Annotated in this window: 14 protein-coding genes and 1 pseudogene; 13 read left to right on the top strand and 2 right to left on the bottom strand. The window is 65.5% G+C overall.

What is annotated here, in order from left to right:
* The first annotated feature begins 173 nt into the window (after window positions 1-173).
* The 5 genes from polA to AC56LG_RS04305 all read left to right on the top strand — a co-directional run bounded on the left by polA (window position 174) and on the right by AC56LG_RS04305 (window position 4,794).
* Window positions 174-2,933 carry a DNA polymerase I gene (gene polA, locus AC56LG_RS04325; RefSeq protein ID WP_497164886.1) on the top strand — a complete coding sequence of 920 codons (2,760 nt, stop codon included), beginning with the start codon at window positions 174-176 and terminating at the stop codon, window positions 2,931-2,933.
* Complete coding sequence (locus AC56LG_RS04320) at window positions 2,929-3,588, top strand: class I SAM-dependent DNA methyltransferase (RefSeq protein WP_497165022.1); 660 nt, start codon at window positions 2,929-2,931, stop codon at window positions 3,586-3,588. Before polA ends, AC56LG_RS04320 begins: the two co-directional genes overlap by 5 nt.
* A complete protein-coding gene (locus tag AC56LG_RS04315; protein WP_497164885.1) occupies window positions 3,552-3,737 on the top strand; it encodes a hypothetical protein in 186 nt (61 codons plus the stop codon). Before AC56LG_RS04320 ends, AC56LG_RS04315 begins: the two co-directional genes overlap by 37 nt.
* A gap of 189 nt (window positions 3,738-3,926) precedes the next feature.
* Window positions 3,927-4,118 carry a hypothetical protein gene (locus AC56LG_RS04310; protein WP_497164884.1) on the top strand — a complete coding sequence of 64 codons (192 nt, stop codon included), beginning with the start codon at window positions 3,927-3,929 and terminating at the stop codon, window positions 4,116-4,118.
* A 25-nt stretch (window positions 4,119-4,143) separates the two neighbouring features.
* Window positions 4,144-4,794 (top strand): cupin domain-containing protein, encoded by a 651-nt coding sequence (locus AC56LG_RS04305; RefSeq protein WP_497164883.1) that lies wholly within the window; start codon window positions 4,144-4,146, stop codon window positions 4,792-4,794.
* A gap of 194 nt (window positions 4,795-4,988) precedes the next feature.
* Here the strand turns inward: AC56LG_RS04305 and AC56LG_RS04300 are convergent, their stop codons facing one another.
* The gene (locus AC56LG_RS04300; RefSeq protein WP_497164882.1) at window positions 4,989-5,897 is read right to left on the bottom strand and encodes a LysR substrate-binding domain-containing protein; all 909 of its coding nucleotides are present in this window, start codon (window positions 5,895-5,897) and stop codon (window positions 4,989-4,991) included.
* A gap of 88 nt (window positions 5,898-5,985) precedes the next feature.
* On the opposite strand from AC56LG_RS04300, the gene AC56LG_RS04295 reads away from it, so the two are divergent.
* The 8 genes and pseudogenes from AC56LG_RS04295 to AC56LG_RS04260 all read left to right on the top strand — a co-directional run bounded on the left by AC56LG_RS04295 (window position 5,986) and on the right by AC56LG_RS04260 (window position 14,128).
* The gene (locus AC56LG_RS04295; protein ID WP_497164881.1) at window positions 5,986-7,074 is read left to right on the top strand and encodes a tartrate dehydrogenase; all 1,089 of its coding nucleotides are present in this window, start codon (window positions 5,986-5,988) and stop codon (window positions 7,072-7,074) included.
* A gap of 99 nt (window positions 7,075-7,173) precedes the next feature.
* A complete protein-coding gene (locus tag AC56LG_RS04290; protein ID WP_497164880.1) occupies window positions 7,174-7,809 on the top strand; it encodes a GIN domain-containing protein in 636 nt (211 codons plus the stop codon).
* Window positions 7,810-7,985: 176 nt separating this feature from the next.
* Window positions 7,986-9,032, top strand: coding sequence for an SDR family oxidoreductase (locus tag AC56LG_RS04285; RefSeq protein WP_497164879.1), 1,047 nt, complete (start codon window positions 7,986-7,988; stop codon window positions 9,030-9,032).
* A 77-nt stretch (window positions 9,033-9,109) separates the two neighbouring features.
* Window positions 9,110-9,994, top strand: a complete 885-nt coding sequence (locus AC56LG_RS04280; RefSeq protein ID WP_497164878.1) for a dienelactone hydrolase family protein — start codon at window positions 9,110-9,112, stop codon at window positions 9,992-9,994.
* 177 nt (window positions 9,995-10,171) lie between these two features.
* Window positions 10,172-10,870, top strand: a complete 699-nt coding sequence (locus tag AC56LG_RS04275; RefSeq protein ID WP_497165021.1) for a ZIP family metal transporter — start codon at window positions 10,172-10,174, stop codon at window positions 10,868-10,870.
* Between the two features lie 42 nt (window positions 10,871-10,912).
* Window positions 10,913-11,467 carry a putative glycolipid-binding domain-containing protein gene (locus AC56LG_RS04270; RefSeq protein WP_497164877.1) on the top strand — a complete coding sequence of 185 codons (555 nt, stop codon included), beginning with the start codon at window positions 10,913-10,915 and terminating at the stop codon, window positions 11,465-11,467.
* Window positions 11,468-11,640: 173 nt separating this feature from the next.
* Window positions 11,641-13,736 (top strand): annotated as a pseudogene (locus AC56LG_RS04265) (TonB-dependent receptor domain-containing protein).
* A gap of 2 nt (window positions 13,737-13,738) precedes the next feature.
* The gene (locus tag AC56LG_RS04260; RefSeq protein WP_497164876.1) at window positions 13,739-14,128 is read left to right on the top strand and encodes a MerC family mercury resistance protein; all 390 of its coding nucleotides are present in this window, start codon (window positions 13,739-13,741) and stop codon (window positions 14,126-14,128) included.
* A 137-nt stretch (window positions 14,129-14,265) separates the two neighbouring features.
* Here AC56LG_RS04260 and AC56LG_RS04255 read toward each other — a convergent pair whose 3' ends face one another.
* A complete protein-coding gene (locus AC56LG_RS04255; protein ID WP_497164875.1) occupies window positions 14,266-14,661 on the bottom strand; it encodes a Fur family transcriptional regulator in 396 nt (131 codons plus the stop codon).
* Window positions 14,662-14,663 lie beyond the last annotated feature (2 nt).

The following is a 14,663-nucleotide window of genomic DNA, read 5'->3' as shown; positions in this document are numbered from 1 at the left end:
GTTTGAACCATTGTAACAAACACAGTGACTCCCTGTGAAAAGTGTGCTGGTCATTTCAGGGTCCGCCTTCATATTGGAAGCTTGGCCGGCGCCCGCCTGTTGTGCTTTGCGTATGGCGGATTCTGCGATAATGGATGCCACTTTGGCTCTTGCCGGCTTCACCCATCATTCCTATGCAAAATACCCTGCTGCTCGTCGACGGTTCCAGTTACCTGTATCGCGCTTTCCACGCCTTGCCCGACCTGCGCGGTCCGGACGGCCACCCGACCGGCGCCATGCACGGCATGGTCAACATGCTGCGCCGCCTGCGCGCCGACTATCCGGCCGCCTACATCGCCTGCGTGTTCGATGCGAAAGGCAAAACCTTCCGCGACGACATGTACCCCGAGTACAAGGCGACCCGCGCCTCGATGCCGACCGACCTTGCCAAGCAGATCGAGCCGATCCACGAAGTGGTGCGGCTGATGGGCTGGCCGATCCTGATGGTCGAAGGGGTAGAGGCCGACGACGTCATCGGCACCCTGGCCGTGCAAGCCGCCGCCAAGGGCATGAACACCATCGTCTCGACCGGCGACAAGGACCTGGCGCAACTGGTCAACGACAAGGTCATGCTGATCAATACGATGAGCAACGAAAAGCTCGACGAAGCCGGCGTGCTGGAAAAATTCGGCGTCCCGCCGAACCGCATCATCGACTACCTGACCCTGATCGGCGACACGGTCGACAACGTGCCGGGCGTGAACAAGTGCGGCCCCAAGACGGCGCTGAAATGGCTGGCCTTGCACGGCTCGCTCGACGGCGTGATCGAAAACGCCCACGACATCAAGGGCGCGGTCGGCGAAAACCTGCGCACGGCGCTGGAATGGCTGCCGCGCGGGCGCGAACTGATCACCGTGAAAACCGACTGCAACCTGATGGGCCATGTGGTGACGATCGAGGAAAGCCTGGTCGCGCGTCCGGAAGACAAGGATGCGCTGCGCGACTTCTTCCAGCGCTATGGTTTCAAGACCATGTTGCGCGAATTGCAGTCCGGCCCCGGCATCGGCGCGCCAGCCCTGAATTCCCCGGAAGGCGCGCAAAAGTCGCTCGACGGCGCCCAGGACACGCTGCCCGGCATGCCGATCATCAAGGGCGAATACGAACTGGTCACCACCTGGGAGCAGCTCGATAAATGGCTGGCGCTGGTCGATGCCGCCGAACTGACTTCGGTCGACACCGAAACCACCTCGCTCGAGCCGATGACGGCGCAGATGGTCGGCATCTCCTTGTCCGTGGAAGCGGGCAAGGGCGCCTACATCCCGCTGGCGCACCGCTACGCCGGCGTGCCGGAGCAACTCCCGCGCGAAGAGGTGCTGGAACGCATGCGCGGCTGGCTGGAAAATCCGGCCAAGCCCAAGCTGGGCCAGAACCTGAAGTACGACATGCACATCTTTAACAACCACGGCGTGACCCTGAAAGGCATCGTGCACGACACGCTGCTGCAATCCTACGTGTTCGAATCGCATAAACCGCACGACATGGACACGATGGCGATGCGCCACCTCGGCTACACGACGATTCCTTTCGTCGACGTCTGCGGCAAGGGCGCCAACATGATCTGCTTCGACCAGGTCGAACTGACCCGCGCCACCGAATACGCGGCCGAGGATTCCGACATCACGCTGCGCCTGCACCAGACCATGCTGCCGCACGTGGAAGAAAACGCCGGCCTGACCTACATCTACAAGAATATCGAGCTGCCGACGCAGATCGTGCTGCAGAAAATCGAGCGCAACGGCGTGCTGATCGACGCGTCGAAGCTGGAAGCGCAGTCGCGCGAACTGGGCGCGCGCCTGGTCGAACTCGAAGCGAAAGCCTACGAGATGGCCGGCGGCCCGTTCAACCTGGGTTCGCCGAAGCAGATCGGCGAAATCTTCTTCGTCAAACTCGGCCTGCCGGTGATCAAGAAGACCGCCACCGGCGCGCCCTCGACCGACGAAGAAGTGCTGCAGAAACTGGCCGAGGATTTCCCGCTGCCGAAAGTGCTGCTGGAACACCGCAGCCTGTCGAAACTGAAATCGACCTATACCGACAAGCTGCCGAAAATGGTGAACCCGAACACCGGCCGCGTGCACACGAATTACGCGCAAGCCGTCGCCATCACCGGGCGCCTGGCCTCGAACGATCCGAACCTGCAAAACATCCCGGTGCGTACCGGAGAGGGGCGCCGCATCCGCGAAGCGTTCGTTGCGCCGCCGGGCAGCGTGATCGTCTCGGCCGACTATTCGCAGATCGAACTGCGCATCATGGCGCATATTTCGGGCGACGAAGCGATGCTGCGCGCCTTTGCCGAAGGCGTCGACATCCACCGCGCCACCGCCGCCGAAATCTTTGGCGTCGCACCCGACGAAGTCGATTCCGAGCAGCGCCGCTACGCCAAGGTCATCAACTTCGGCCTGATCTACGGCATGAGCGCCTTCGGCCTGGCCGCCAACCTGCAGATCGAACGCGCCGCCGCCGCCAACTACATCGACCGTTATTTCGCGCGTTTCTCGGGCGTAAAACAGTACATGGACGAAACCCGCGTCGCCGCCAAGGCGCGCGGCTATGTCGAAACCGTGTTCGGCCGCCGTCTGTGGCTGCCCGAAATCAATTCCCCCAACGGCCCCCGCCGCGCCGGCGCCGAACGGGCGGCAATCAATGCGCCGATGCAGGGCACGGCGGCCGACCTGATCAAGCTGGCGATGATCGCGGTGCAGGACTGGCTGGAGACCGACAAGCTGGCCACGCGCATGGTCATGCAGGTGCACGACGAACTGGTGCTGGAAGTGCCGGAAGCCGAGCTCGAGCTGGTCAAGGCCAGGCTGCCGGAATTGATGGCCGGCGTGGCGGAACTGAAGGTGCCGCTGGTGGCCGAGACCGGTGTGGGATTGAACTGGGAAGCGGCCCATTGATACCCACGCTCCCGCCCGCGCCTACGACACCATCGCCACCTGGTTCGACGAGCACCGTACCCGCACGCTGATCGAGCAACCCTACCTGGACGCGTTGATCGAGGCCCTGCCGCCAGGCGCCGCCATCCTCGACCTCGGCTGCGGCACCGGCGACCCCATCCTGCGCTACCTGCTCGAACGCGGGTGCGCGGTCACGGGCGTCGACGCCAGCCCCGCCATGCTTGCGATCGCGCGCACGCGTTTTCCGGACACGTGCCTGATCGAGAGCGACATGCGCACGCTGGCGCCCGGCCAATGCTTCGATGCCGTCATCGCCTGGCACAGCCTGTTCCATTTGCCACCTGCCGACCAGCGTGCCATGTTCGCGACGTTTGCGCGTCTTTTGCACCCGCATGGCATGGTAATGTTCACGTCGGGCAGCCAACAGGGCGAAACCTGGAGCGATAATGGCGGACAAATGCTGTACCACGCCTCGCTCGACAGCGCCGCATATCGGCGCCTGCTGGAAGAGCACGGTTTCCAGGTCATGCGCCACGCAGTGGACGATGCGGCCTGCGGCGGCGCCACGGTCTGGATCGCCCAGCTGCGCCAAGCCGGTGCTTTCATTGAGGACAGACCATGCGACCTCGCCGCGACTACGACACCGCCAAACTGATCGACGCCTCGATCGAGATCCTGCGCGCGCACGGCATGTACCTGGCCGCGCGCATGCTGTGCGAACGCGGCGTGCCCTTCGAGACCGCGCACCGCGTGCTGCAACAGCCGGACCGGCGCCGCAGCTATGGCGACGCCCTCATTCACTGATCAGCCGCTAACGGCCCGCACGAAGGCCGCAACATCGCCGATATCCCCGTTTTGTACGCTTCATCACGCGTTTTTTGCACTTCGTCGCACACCGCTGGAGAGGCATGGAGCGGACCGCTAAAGTACTCCCATCGACAGCCCGAACGCACAACGCGCAGGGCCTACTAACCAACCGAAGGGAGCCTGAAAATGAACGTCCTCAAGCACATGGAAGCGCTGTTCCTGGTCGCCGCACTCGCCGTCGTCGGCACCACTTACGCCAGCGCCGAAAGCTACAAGGCGCAGGTGCGCACCGATGCCATGGTCTCGGTCGGCAGCGAAAAAATGGCGGTGGTGAAGGTGGTCGGCAAGCGCCTGCCGGCCGCAACCAAGTTTGCCTGAACCACTGCCACATCCAGGAGCGCCGATGCTGGTCAATGCGGATTTCTCGCGCGTCGTCGTGATCGTCCCGCACCAGTACGCGTGGGTGGCCTCGCCGCAGCCGGGCGTCGAGCGCGTCATGCTCGACCGTATCGGCGCCGAGCAGGCGCGTGCCACCAGCATCGTGCGCTATGCACCCGGTTCGCGCTTTCCGCGCCACGCCCATCCGGATGGCGAAGAGATCCTGGTCCTGTCGGGCACCTTCTCGGACGAGCACGGCGATTTTCCCGAAGGCTGGTACCTGCGCAATCCGCCGGATTCCGCGCACCGGCCGTCGAGCCGTGACGGCGCCCTGATTTTCGTGAAGCTGCGCCAGATGGCGCCGAGCGAAACCGATCATGTGCGCATCGATACGCGCGACCGGGCGGCCTGGCAGCGGCGCGGCGACCGTGCCGTCTGCCCCTTGTTTGCCGGCGAAGGCGAGCGGGTCTGCCTGCAACGGGTGGCGCCGCATGCCGCCATCATCCCCGACGCGGTCGACAGCGCCGAGCTGCTGGTGCTGGAAGGCGAACTGCTGGTCGAGGGCCAGGCCTGCGCGCGCGGCGCCTGGATACGGCTGCCGGCCGGGCGCTATCCGGCTGTCACCGCCGGGCGCGAGGGCGCCACGTTTTATTTGAAGACCGGGCAGAGGACGTAGGGTGGGCGGCTGCACCCGATGCTCTGCATCGACGCGGCGTGAACGCCGCCCACGCGTTCAACGCACGCCGGAACAATCACGCGGCCAAGCGCAAGCCGGTTGAACGCGTGGGCGGCATTGACGCAGCGGGAACGCAAACCGCCGGGTGTAGCCGCCCACCTTACGTCCCCCCGGTACGCGATAACGGAACGCAATCAGGGTACGTCACCCATGGCCAGGTGCCGCTCCAGGAATTCCACGCACACGCGCACCTTCGCCGAGCCGGCCAGCCGCTGCGGATACACGGCCCACACGTTCGCTTCCTGCGTATAGTCGGGCAGCACCTGCACCAGCGTGCCGGCATCGAGATAGGGCTGCGCATCCCAGCGCGAGCGCAGCACGATGCCGGCGCCATCGAGCGCCCAGCGCAGCGCGATTTCTCCGTGGTTGGTCGACAGCGCGCCGGATACCTTCACCGTTTCTTCGCCGCCGCCGCGGCCGCGCAGGCGCCAGACGCCGAACGGGTGGTCGCGTTCCTTGATCGGCAGGCACTGGTGGCCGGCCAGGTCCGCCAGATTCTTCGGCGCCGGGTGGCGCGCGAGATAGGCAGGGGCGGCGCACAGGATGCGGTGGTTGGCCAGCAGGCGCCGCGCGATCAGGTGCGGCGCGATCTCGTCGCCCACGCGCACGTCGAGATCGAAGCCTTCGGCCACGGTGTCGACCAGGCGGTCGAACACTTCGAAGCGGATCTGCAGGCCGGGATAGGCGGCCACCAGCTTCGCGATCGCGGGCGCGACCAGGTTGCGGCCGAAGCCGAAGCTGCTGCAGATGCGTACCTGGCCGCTCGGTTCGCGGCGGCGCTCGGAGACTTCGTCCATCAGCTCATCCAAATTGTCGAGGATGGCCTGGGCGCGCACGTACACCTGTTCGCCGTCGCTGGTAATCACCACCCGGCGCGTGGTGCGCTGGAACAGGCGCACGCCGAGCATCTCTTCGAGGATGCCGATGCGCTTGCTCACATAGGCGGGCGACATGCCCAGCGCTTCCGCGGCGGCGGCGAAACTGCTCTTGCGCACTACGGTGACGAAGACGCGCAAGTCGTCGTTGTCCAATAGATTAGTCATAAATCGTGTTCTTTGATATCACGGTAAGAGCGATTATAAACGCCACGTATTGGTTTATGCTGACGCTATCTAATGACAGGAGCACGCCATGAAAACCCATAAAATTGCCGTGATCGCCGGCGACGGCATCGGCCAGGAAGTCATGCCCGAAGGACTGCGCGCGCTGGAAGCCGCGGCCAGGCGCTTCGACATCGGCCTCGAATTCACTACCTTCGAATGGGCCGATTGCGGCTACTACGCCAAACACGGCAAGATGATGCCGGACGACTGGAAAGAGCAACTGGACGGTTTCGAAGCTATTTTCTTCGGCGCCGTCGGCTGGCCCGACACCGTGCCCGACCACATCTCGCTGTGGGGCTCGCTCCTGAAATTCCGCCGCGAGTTCGACCAGTACGTGAACCTGCGTCCGGTGCGCCTGATGCCCGGCGTGCCGTGCCCGCTGGCGAACAAGAAGCCCGGCGACATCGATTTCTACGTGGTGCGCGAAAACACCGAAGGCGAGTATTCGTCGGTCGGCGGGCGCATGTTCGAAGGCACCGAGCGCGAACTGGTGCTGCAGGAAGCGATTTTCACGCGCCACGGCACCGACCGCATTTTGAAATACGCGTTCGAGCTGGCCCAGCGCCGCCCGAAAAAGCACCTGACCGCCGCCACCAAGTCGAACGGCATCGCGATCTCGATGCCGTATTGGGACGAGCGCGTGGCGGCGATGGGCGAACAGTATGGCGACGTCAAATGGGACAAGTACCACGTCGACATCCTGGCGGCGCGCTTCGTGCTCTCGCCGGAACGCTTCGACGTCGTGGTGGCCTCCAACCTGTTCGGCGACATCCTGTCCGACCTCGGCCCGGCCTGCGCCGGCACCATCGGCATCGCGCCGTCGGCCAACCTGAACCCGGAACGTAGCTTCCCGTCGCTGTTCGAACCGGTGCACGGCTCGGCGCCCGACATCGCCGGCAAGAACATCGCCAACCCGATCGCCATGGTCTGGTCGGGCGCGATGATGCTCGAATTCCTGGGACAGGGCGACGCCCGCTATACCGCCGCCCACGACGCCATCGTGCGCGCCATGGAAGCCTGCCTGGTGAACGGTCCGCGCACGCCGGACCTGGGCGGCACCGCCAGCACGAGCGAAGTCGGGCAGGCGATCAGCGCCTACCTGACCAGCGAAGCTTGAGGCCATTCAGGCCGCCGTTCTTGCAGTCCATCGCAAAACCGGCGACTGTGGGCGTGCTTCGCTCTACGATGGTTTCCATTCCAACGAAAGGAAACCATCATGCGCGCCACCACCATCCTCGCCTCCGTTCTTGTTCTCTCCTTCGCCGCCGGCGCCGTCCAGGCCGCCGACCAGGTGCGCACCGTCGCTCCCTTCACCTCGATCCGCGTGCAGGGTCCGATCAGCATGACCGTCGATGCCGGCGCGGCGCAGCAGTCGCTGCTGGTGCGCGGTAGCGACAAGTTCGTCAACGGACTTACCAGCGAAGTCGTCAATGGCGAACTGCGCCTGCGCATGCGCGACAAGAGCGTGACCACCACCCACGACGACCAGCGCATCGTCATCAAGCTGCCGCAGTTGCGCGCCTTTGATGCCGAAGGCGCCGGCGAAATCAAGTTGAACAACATCCGCGGCGAGCGCCTCGACGTCAACTACCGCGGCGCCGGCAGCATGGCGATCAGCGGCCAGGTCAAGACCTTCAAGATGACGGCCGAAGGCGTGGGCGAAGTCGACAGCAAGGCCTTGATTGCGAACGACGCCGACATCCGCTTCCAGGGCGTCGGTGACGTCAAGGTGTATGCGAAAGACCGGCTCGACGCCAAGGTGCAGGGGATGGGGAGCCTGAGCTATTACGGCAATCCGCGGGTCGTCAACAAGTCGGTGGCGGGGATCGGCTCCGTTACCGCGCGCGATTGAGCGGCGGCTGGTTGAACGCGTGGGCGGCATGACGGGCGCGTGAGTGCTTGCGTCCGTGTGTAGCCGCCCACGCGTTCAACGCACCGCAGAACATTCGCGAAACACCCGTCCCGGACGGCGCCGGCCACGCCAAGCGTTTATCCTCACTCCCTGACCTTTGCAACGGGAGAAAACGGATGGGCACACAGTACAGGGCGCTGGTCGTCGGCGCCAGCGGCATCATCGGCAACGCGGTGGTGCGCGAATTGAAGGGGCGCCCGGAATGGCGGGTGCGCGCCATGCCGCGCACCTTCGTCGAAGGCGTCGAGACCATCAAGGTCGATCTCACCGATGCGGAAGCCACCCGGCAGGCGCTGGAAGCCGCGCGCGATACCACCCACGTGTTCTACGCCGCGCTCAAGGGCGGCGACGGCCTGCTCGACGAAGAGCGTATCAACGGCGGCATGCTGCGCAACCTGCTCGACGGCTTGAAGAGTGTCGGCGCGCCGCTGCGGCGCGTGGTGCATTACCAGGGCGCCAAGGTGTATGGCGTGCACCTCGGGCCGACCCAGGCGCCGTTCTACGAGGACGATCCGCGCCACATGACGCCGAATTTTTATTATGCCCAGGAAGACCTGCTGCGCGAGTGCGCGGCGGCGGGCGACTTCGACTGGTCGATCCTGCGTCCGGACGTGGTGGTCGGCGACATCGCCGGCAACCCGATGAACATCGTGATGGTGATCGGGGTCTTCGCCGCGCTCAGCAAGCAGGCCGGCGTGCCGCTGCGCTTCCCGGGCACCCATAAAGTGTATTCGGGCGTGCTGGCCCAGACCACCGATTCGGCCTGGATGGCGCGCGCCAGCGTCTGGGCCGCGCTCGACCCCGCCGCCCGCAACGAGGCCTTCAACCTGGTCAACGAACCGTTTCGCTGGGAGCGCATCTGGCGCCGCGTGGCCGATGCCTTCGATATGGAAGTCGGCCCGCCGCAGCCGTTCTCGCTGGCCAGGCAGATGCCGCTGAAGGCCGACGCCTGGGCGCAGCTGGCGGCGCAGCACGGGTTACAAACGCCCGATATCGAGAAACTGGTGGGCTGGTGGTTCGGCGACTTCGTCTTCAATACCGAGTTCGACATGGTGTCGGACATGGGCAAGATCCGCCGCGCCGGCTTTACCGAGGCGATGGAGACCGAAGCGACGATCGTGTCCGCCATCGAGCGCCTGCGCGCGGCCCGGCAATTGCCTTAGACCTTGCCGGCCATGCGTGCGCCCCCATGTCGCGGTAAGATAGTCAACCTGATAACCAAGACAACGGAGGGATGCACATGAAGGATCTCGTACAAGACGGCGACAGCCTGGTTGGCGCCAGCAATTTCGACGATGGCGTCGACCGCCGTGTGTTCCTGAAGGCGGCGATCGGCACCGGCTTTGCGGCCGCGACCCTGCCGGTCGAGGCGCAAACCGTGGTCAAGACCGACGTCACGGGCCTGTCCGCCGGGGACCACATCATCGTCATCAACGGCCAGGACGTGCCGGTGTACCGCGCCCAGCCCGAAGGCAAGGCCAATCCGCCGGTGATCCTGGTGATTTCCGAGATCTTCGGCGTGCACGAGTACATCAAGGACGTGGCGCGCCGCTTCGCGAAACTGGGCTACATGGCCGTGGCGCCGGACCTGTTCGTGCGCGCCGGCGACGCCAGCAAGGTGCCGAACATCGCCGACCTGATGAAGGACATCGTCGGCAAGACGCCGGATGCGCAAGTCATGTCCGACCTCGATACCGTCGTCACCTGGGCGAAACAGCGCGGCGGCGATACCGCGAAGCTCGGCATCACCGGCTTCTGCTGGGGCGGGCGCATCACCTGGCTGTACTCGGCGCACAATCCGAACGTGAAAGCCGGCGTGGCCTGGTACGGGCGCCTGGCCGGCGACGCCACCGCCAACTCGCCGAAGCACCCGATCGACGTCGCCCAGAACCTGAAAACGCCGGTGCTCGGCCTGTACGGCGCCAAGGACACCGGCATCCCGCTCGAATCGGTCGACCGGATGCGCGCGGCGCTGGACAAGGGCAACAGCGGCTCGGCCTTCCACGTCTATCCGAATTCGGGCCACGCCTTCCACGCCGACTACCGCCCGAGTTTCAACGAGGCGGACGCGAAGGACGGCTGGCGCCGCGCCGTGGAGTGGTTCCGGACGCACGGCGTCGCTTAAGTCTCAACGCCAGCGCGGCGCGCGTACGAAAGCTGGCCGGGCACTGTACAATGCCCGGCTTGCCATGCCTGCCATGCCCTGCAAGTCCAGAACAAGAGGCTTCACATCGACCCGATTCTCACCTCCATCCTGCTGGCGACCCTGATCGCCGGCGTCGTCAGCATCTCGGCCGCGGCCCTGTTTTCGTTCACGCTGCTCTCCAAAATGGTGGAGCGGCTGGTGAGCCTGTCGGTCGGCATCATGCTGTCGACCTCGTTCCTGCATGCGCTGCCCGAAGCCTTCGAGTCCGGCGCCCAAACCTATAAACTGTTTGCGACCCTGCTGGCAGGCCTGTTCGCCTTCTTCCTGCTCGAGAAGCTGGCGCTGCTGCGCCACTCGCACCACCACGAGGGCGACGGCCACCACCACGCCCACGGCCACGATGCGCACGCGGCCGGCAAGTCGGGCTGGATGATCCTGATCGGCGACGGCATGCACAATTTCACGGACGGGATCCTGATCGCGGCCGCCTTTCTCGCCAACCCGGAACTGGGCATGGTCACCGCGCTGGCGATCGTCGCCCACGAAATCCCGACCGAGATCGGCGATTTCATCGTCCTGCTCAATGCCGGCTTCTCGCGCATGCGCGCCTATGTCTTCAACCTGCTGTGCAGCCTGTTGTCGGTGGCCGGCGGTTTGATCGGCTACTACACGCTCGACCGCGCCAGCGGCCTGATTCCCTACGTGCTGGTGTTCGCGTCGTCCGGCTTCATCTATATTGCGGTCAGCGACCTGATGCCGCAGATGCAGAGGAGGGCGACGGTGAAGGAATCGATCCCGCAGGTGCTGTTGATCGGACTTGGGGTTATCATCGTCCTGTTCCTGACCGGGCGTTAAGTCCTGCAAGCAGTCCCGGTCGTCTCGACGCGAGGGCTTGCCATGCTCACTTACCCCGTCTTTCACCGCTGGATTCCCGAGTCCGGAACCGGACTCGAACACCTGGTCGTGCACTGCCAGGATGACGCAATCGTCGCCCATGGCGTCGTCATCGGCGACGACGCGGGCGAGCGCTTCGGCGCCAGCTACACCATCGAATGCGACGCCGCCTGGCAGGTGCGCCACGCCGTCGTCGACGTCGCCGGCGGCGCGCATCTCGAACTCTTCAGCGACGGCCGCGGCCATTGGCACGACGGCGCCGGCGCCGCGCTCGATGCGCTGGCCGGCTGCATCGACGTCGACCTCACCGCCAGCTGTTTCACCAACACCCTCCCGCTGCGCCGCCTCGCCAACATGCTCGACCGGCGCCAGGCGATCGACGTCGCCTGGATCGCGGTGCCCGCGCTCAGCGTGGTGCGAGCGGCCCAGGCGTATACCCGCCTCGACAGCGGCCTGGTGCTGTTCGAGGGCATCGACATCGACTTCCAAGCCGAGCTGACGGTGGACGCCGACGGCTTCATCCTGCGTTATCCGGGCCTGTTCCGACGCTTCTCGTAGGGTGGGCACTCCGTGCCCACGCGGTACGGACGTGTCCACAGTCGTCGGCAGCAAGCGTCGCGTTCGCCAGGAAACCGTTCTTGAGCATTTAATGATAATAGCTTATCATTACCAAAGCGCGGATGGACCACGTCCGCACGCGCAGCAGCCATTCATCGACAAGGACCTCGCCCATGCCCCTCCCGACCTGCAAACCGACCCCGCTCGCGCTGGCCCTCCTGTGCGCTTTCGGCGCACCGCTCGCCCACGCTCAATCGGACAATAGCCGCCCGCACACCGATCCCGACAGCATCCCGACGGTGGTGATTTCGGCCAGCGCGCTGGGCCTGCTGGGCGACGACATGATCACGCCGGTGACCTCGCTCGGCGGCGGCGAGCTGGTGCGGGCGCGCGAGTCGACGCTGGGCGAAACCCTGAACAACCAGCCCGGCATCACCTCGAGTCACTTCGGCGCCGGCGCGAGCCGCCCGGTGATCCGCGGCATGGACGGTCCGCGCGTGAAAATCCTGTCCGACGGCGCCGAGATCCAGGATGCGTCGACGATCAGCCCCGACCACGCGATCGCCTTCGAGCCCGTGCTGGCCGAGCGCATCGAAGTGCTGCGCGGCCCGTCGGCGCTGGCCTATGGCGGCGGCGCGGTGGGCGGCGTGGTGAACGTCATCGACCGCAAGATCCCGACCGGGATGCCCGGCAAGCCGTTCGAGGGCAGCATGGAACTGCGCGCCAATTCGGCCGCGCGCGAGAAGACCGGCGCTTCGAGGCGACCGGCGCGCTGGGCAGCAATTTCGCGCTCCACGCCGAGGGCGTCAAACGCGATGCCGACGCCTACCGCGTCGGCGACGGCTGGGAAGAGGGCCGCCACGTGGGCGGCAGTTTCAAGGAATCCGAGACGGGCAGCGTCGGCCTGTCGTGGGTGGGCGAGCGCGGCTTCCTGGGCGCGGCCTACACCAAAGAGCGCACCGAATACGGCATCCCGGGCCACAACCACGAATTCGGCAGCTGCCATCCGCATGGCGACCACCTGCATTGCGGCGGGCATGACGAACACGATCACGAGGGTGAAGAACACGAGCACGAGCACGATCACGAGGCCGGTGAAGTCCCCGTCGTGAAACTCGACAGCGACCGCTGGGACGTGCGCGGCGAAATCCGCAATCCGATCGCCGGCATCACCGCGGCGCGCCTGCGCGCCTCGTTCACCGATTACCGCCACGACGAGCTGGAAGAGGGAGCGATCGCCACCAGCTTCTTCAACAAGGGCCGCGACGCCCGCGTCGAACTCGAACACGTGCCGCTGGGCGGCTGGCGCGGCGTGATCGGCGCCCAGACCTCGTACCGCGATTTCAACACCGCCGGCGAAGAAGCCTACGTGCCGCCGACGGTCACCAGGAAGCACGCCGTCTTCGTCACCGAGGAATACAAGCTGGGCGACTGGCGTTTCGAAGCCGGCGCGCGCCACGAATGGCAAAAGATCGCCGTCGACAGCGCCACCCAGCAGGATACGGACGCGCGCGGCACCTCGGTCGCGCTGGGCGCGGTCTGGAAATTCCGTCCCGACTATTCGCTGCGCGCATCCGTGGCGCGCACGCACCGCCTGGCCACGGCCGAAGAGCTGTACGCCGACGGCGCCCACCTGGCCACCAGCACCTGGGAGCTCGGCAACCCGAACCTGGACAAGGAAACCTCGAACAACCTCGACCTCACGCTACGCAAGTTCGCCGGCGCCACCACCTTCTCGCTGAGCGCCTTCCACAACAAGATGGGCAACTACATCTATGCCAACACGCTCGACAACCACGAAGGCTTCCAGCTGGTCGAATACGCCCAGCGCGACGCCACGTTCACGGGCCTGGAAGGGGAGCTGCGCCACAAGTTCTCGGCCAACCTGGATGCGACGCTGTTCGGCGACTACGTCCGTGCAAAGTTCGACGATACCGGCGCCGCGGGTAGCCGCAACATCCCGCGGATCGCCCCGCACCGCATCGGCGCGCGCGTGAACGCGCACTGGCAGGCCTGGCACGGCATGGTCGAACTGATCCGCACCGGCACCCAGGACGACGTCGGCGAGTTCGAGACGCCGACCGCCGGCTACAACATGCTCAACATCGGCACCCACTACACCACCCGCATCGGCGGCCTGCCGGCGCAGCTCTACGCGCGCATCAACAACCTGACCGACGAACTGGCGTTCAGCCATACCTCGTTCATCAAGCGCGCGGCGCCGCTGACCGGACGTAACCTGACGGCCGGCGTGCGCCTGCTGTTCTGACGATGCGAGGGTTGATCAGGTTCGCCGACTACGCCGGCATGGCGGCATCGAGCCTGTGCCTGCTGCACTGCCTGGCCATGCCGCTGCTGCTGGCGGCCTTTCCGCTGCTCGGGCTGGGCGAGGAGCACCACCACCTGCACGACCTGCTGCTGGCCGGCGTGACCGTGCCCGTGCTGCTAGCGCTGGTGCCGGGTTTCATCGCGCACCGCGACCGGCGGCCGCTGCTGCTGGGCGGCGCCGGGCTGGCGCTGTTCCTGCTGGCGGTGCTGGTGGCCGGCCCGCGGCTGGGGCAGGGCGCCGAAACGGCGCTGGCCGTCGCCAGCAGCGTGCTGCTCTTGAAGGCGCACCGGCGCAATCACGTGTTTTGCAACAGCTGCCCGGCCGATCGTTAAGCTGTAGGGTGGGCTCTCGAGCCCACGCGGTCGTGCAGCAGCGTGCCGCACAGTGTGAGAAATAACATAAACGAAGCGTTTAAGCAGTCTTCACCACCGATCAAATGGGGCATCCGCGTGGGCACGGAGTGCCCACCCTACGGTGCGCTGCCGCCAACTTTTTTACCCTTGCACGCGCTGCACAAACCGTACAAGGTCAACTCGTGCGATTCGAGCACGAAGCCCTCGGGCGTCAGCTTCTGCATGTCGCCGGGGCAGGCATGCACTTCATAGACGCGGTCGCAGGAGCGGCAGTGGAAATGGTGGTGATGGTGATGACCGGCGATCTCGTAGCGGTCGCCGCTGCCGGGCAGCGACACCGTGATGATCTCGCCCGCCTCCAGCATCGACTTGATGTTGCGGTAGACGGTGGCGAGACCGATCCCCGGCACCACGCCCTGCGCGTGTTCGAGGATTTCCTGCGGTGCCAGCGGCCGTCCGGCATCGAGGATGCATTGGTGGATGGCCGTGCGCTGTTTGGTAGTTCGTTCCATGG

This window comes from Telluria sp. ZB2R32 (genome assembly GCF_059685715.1).
Note: the sequence above shows the minus strand (reverse complement) of the source record. Positions and strands in the feature narration are given on the sequence as shown.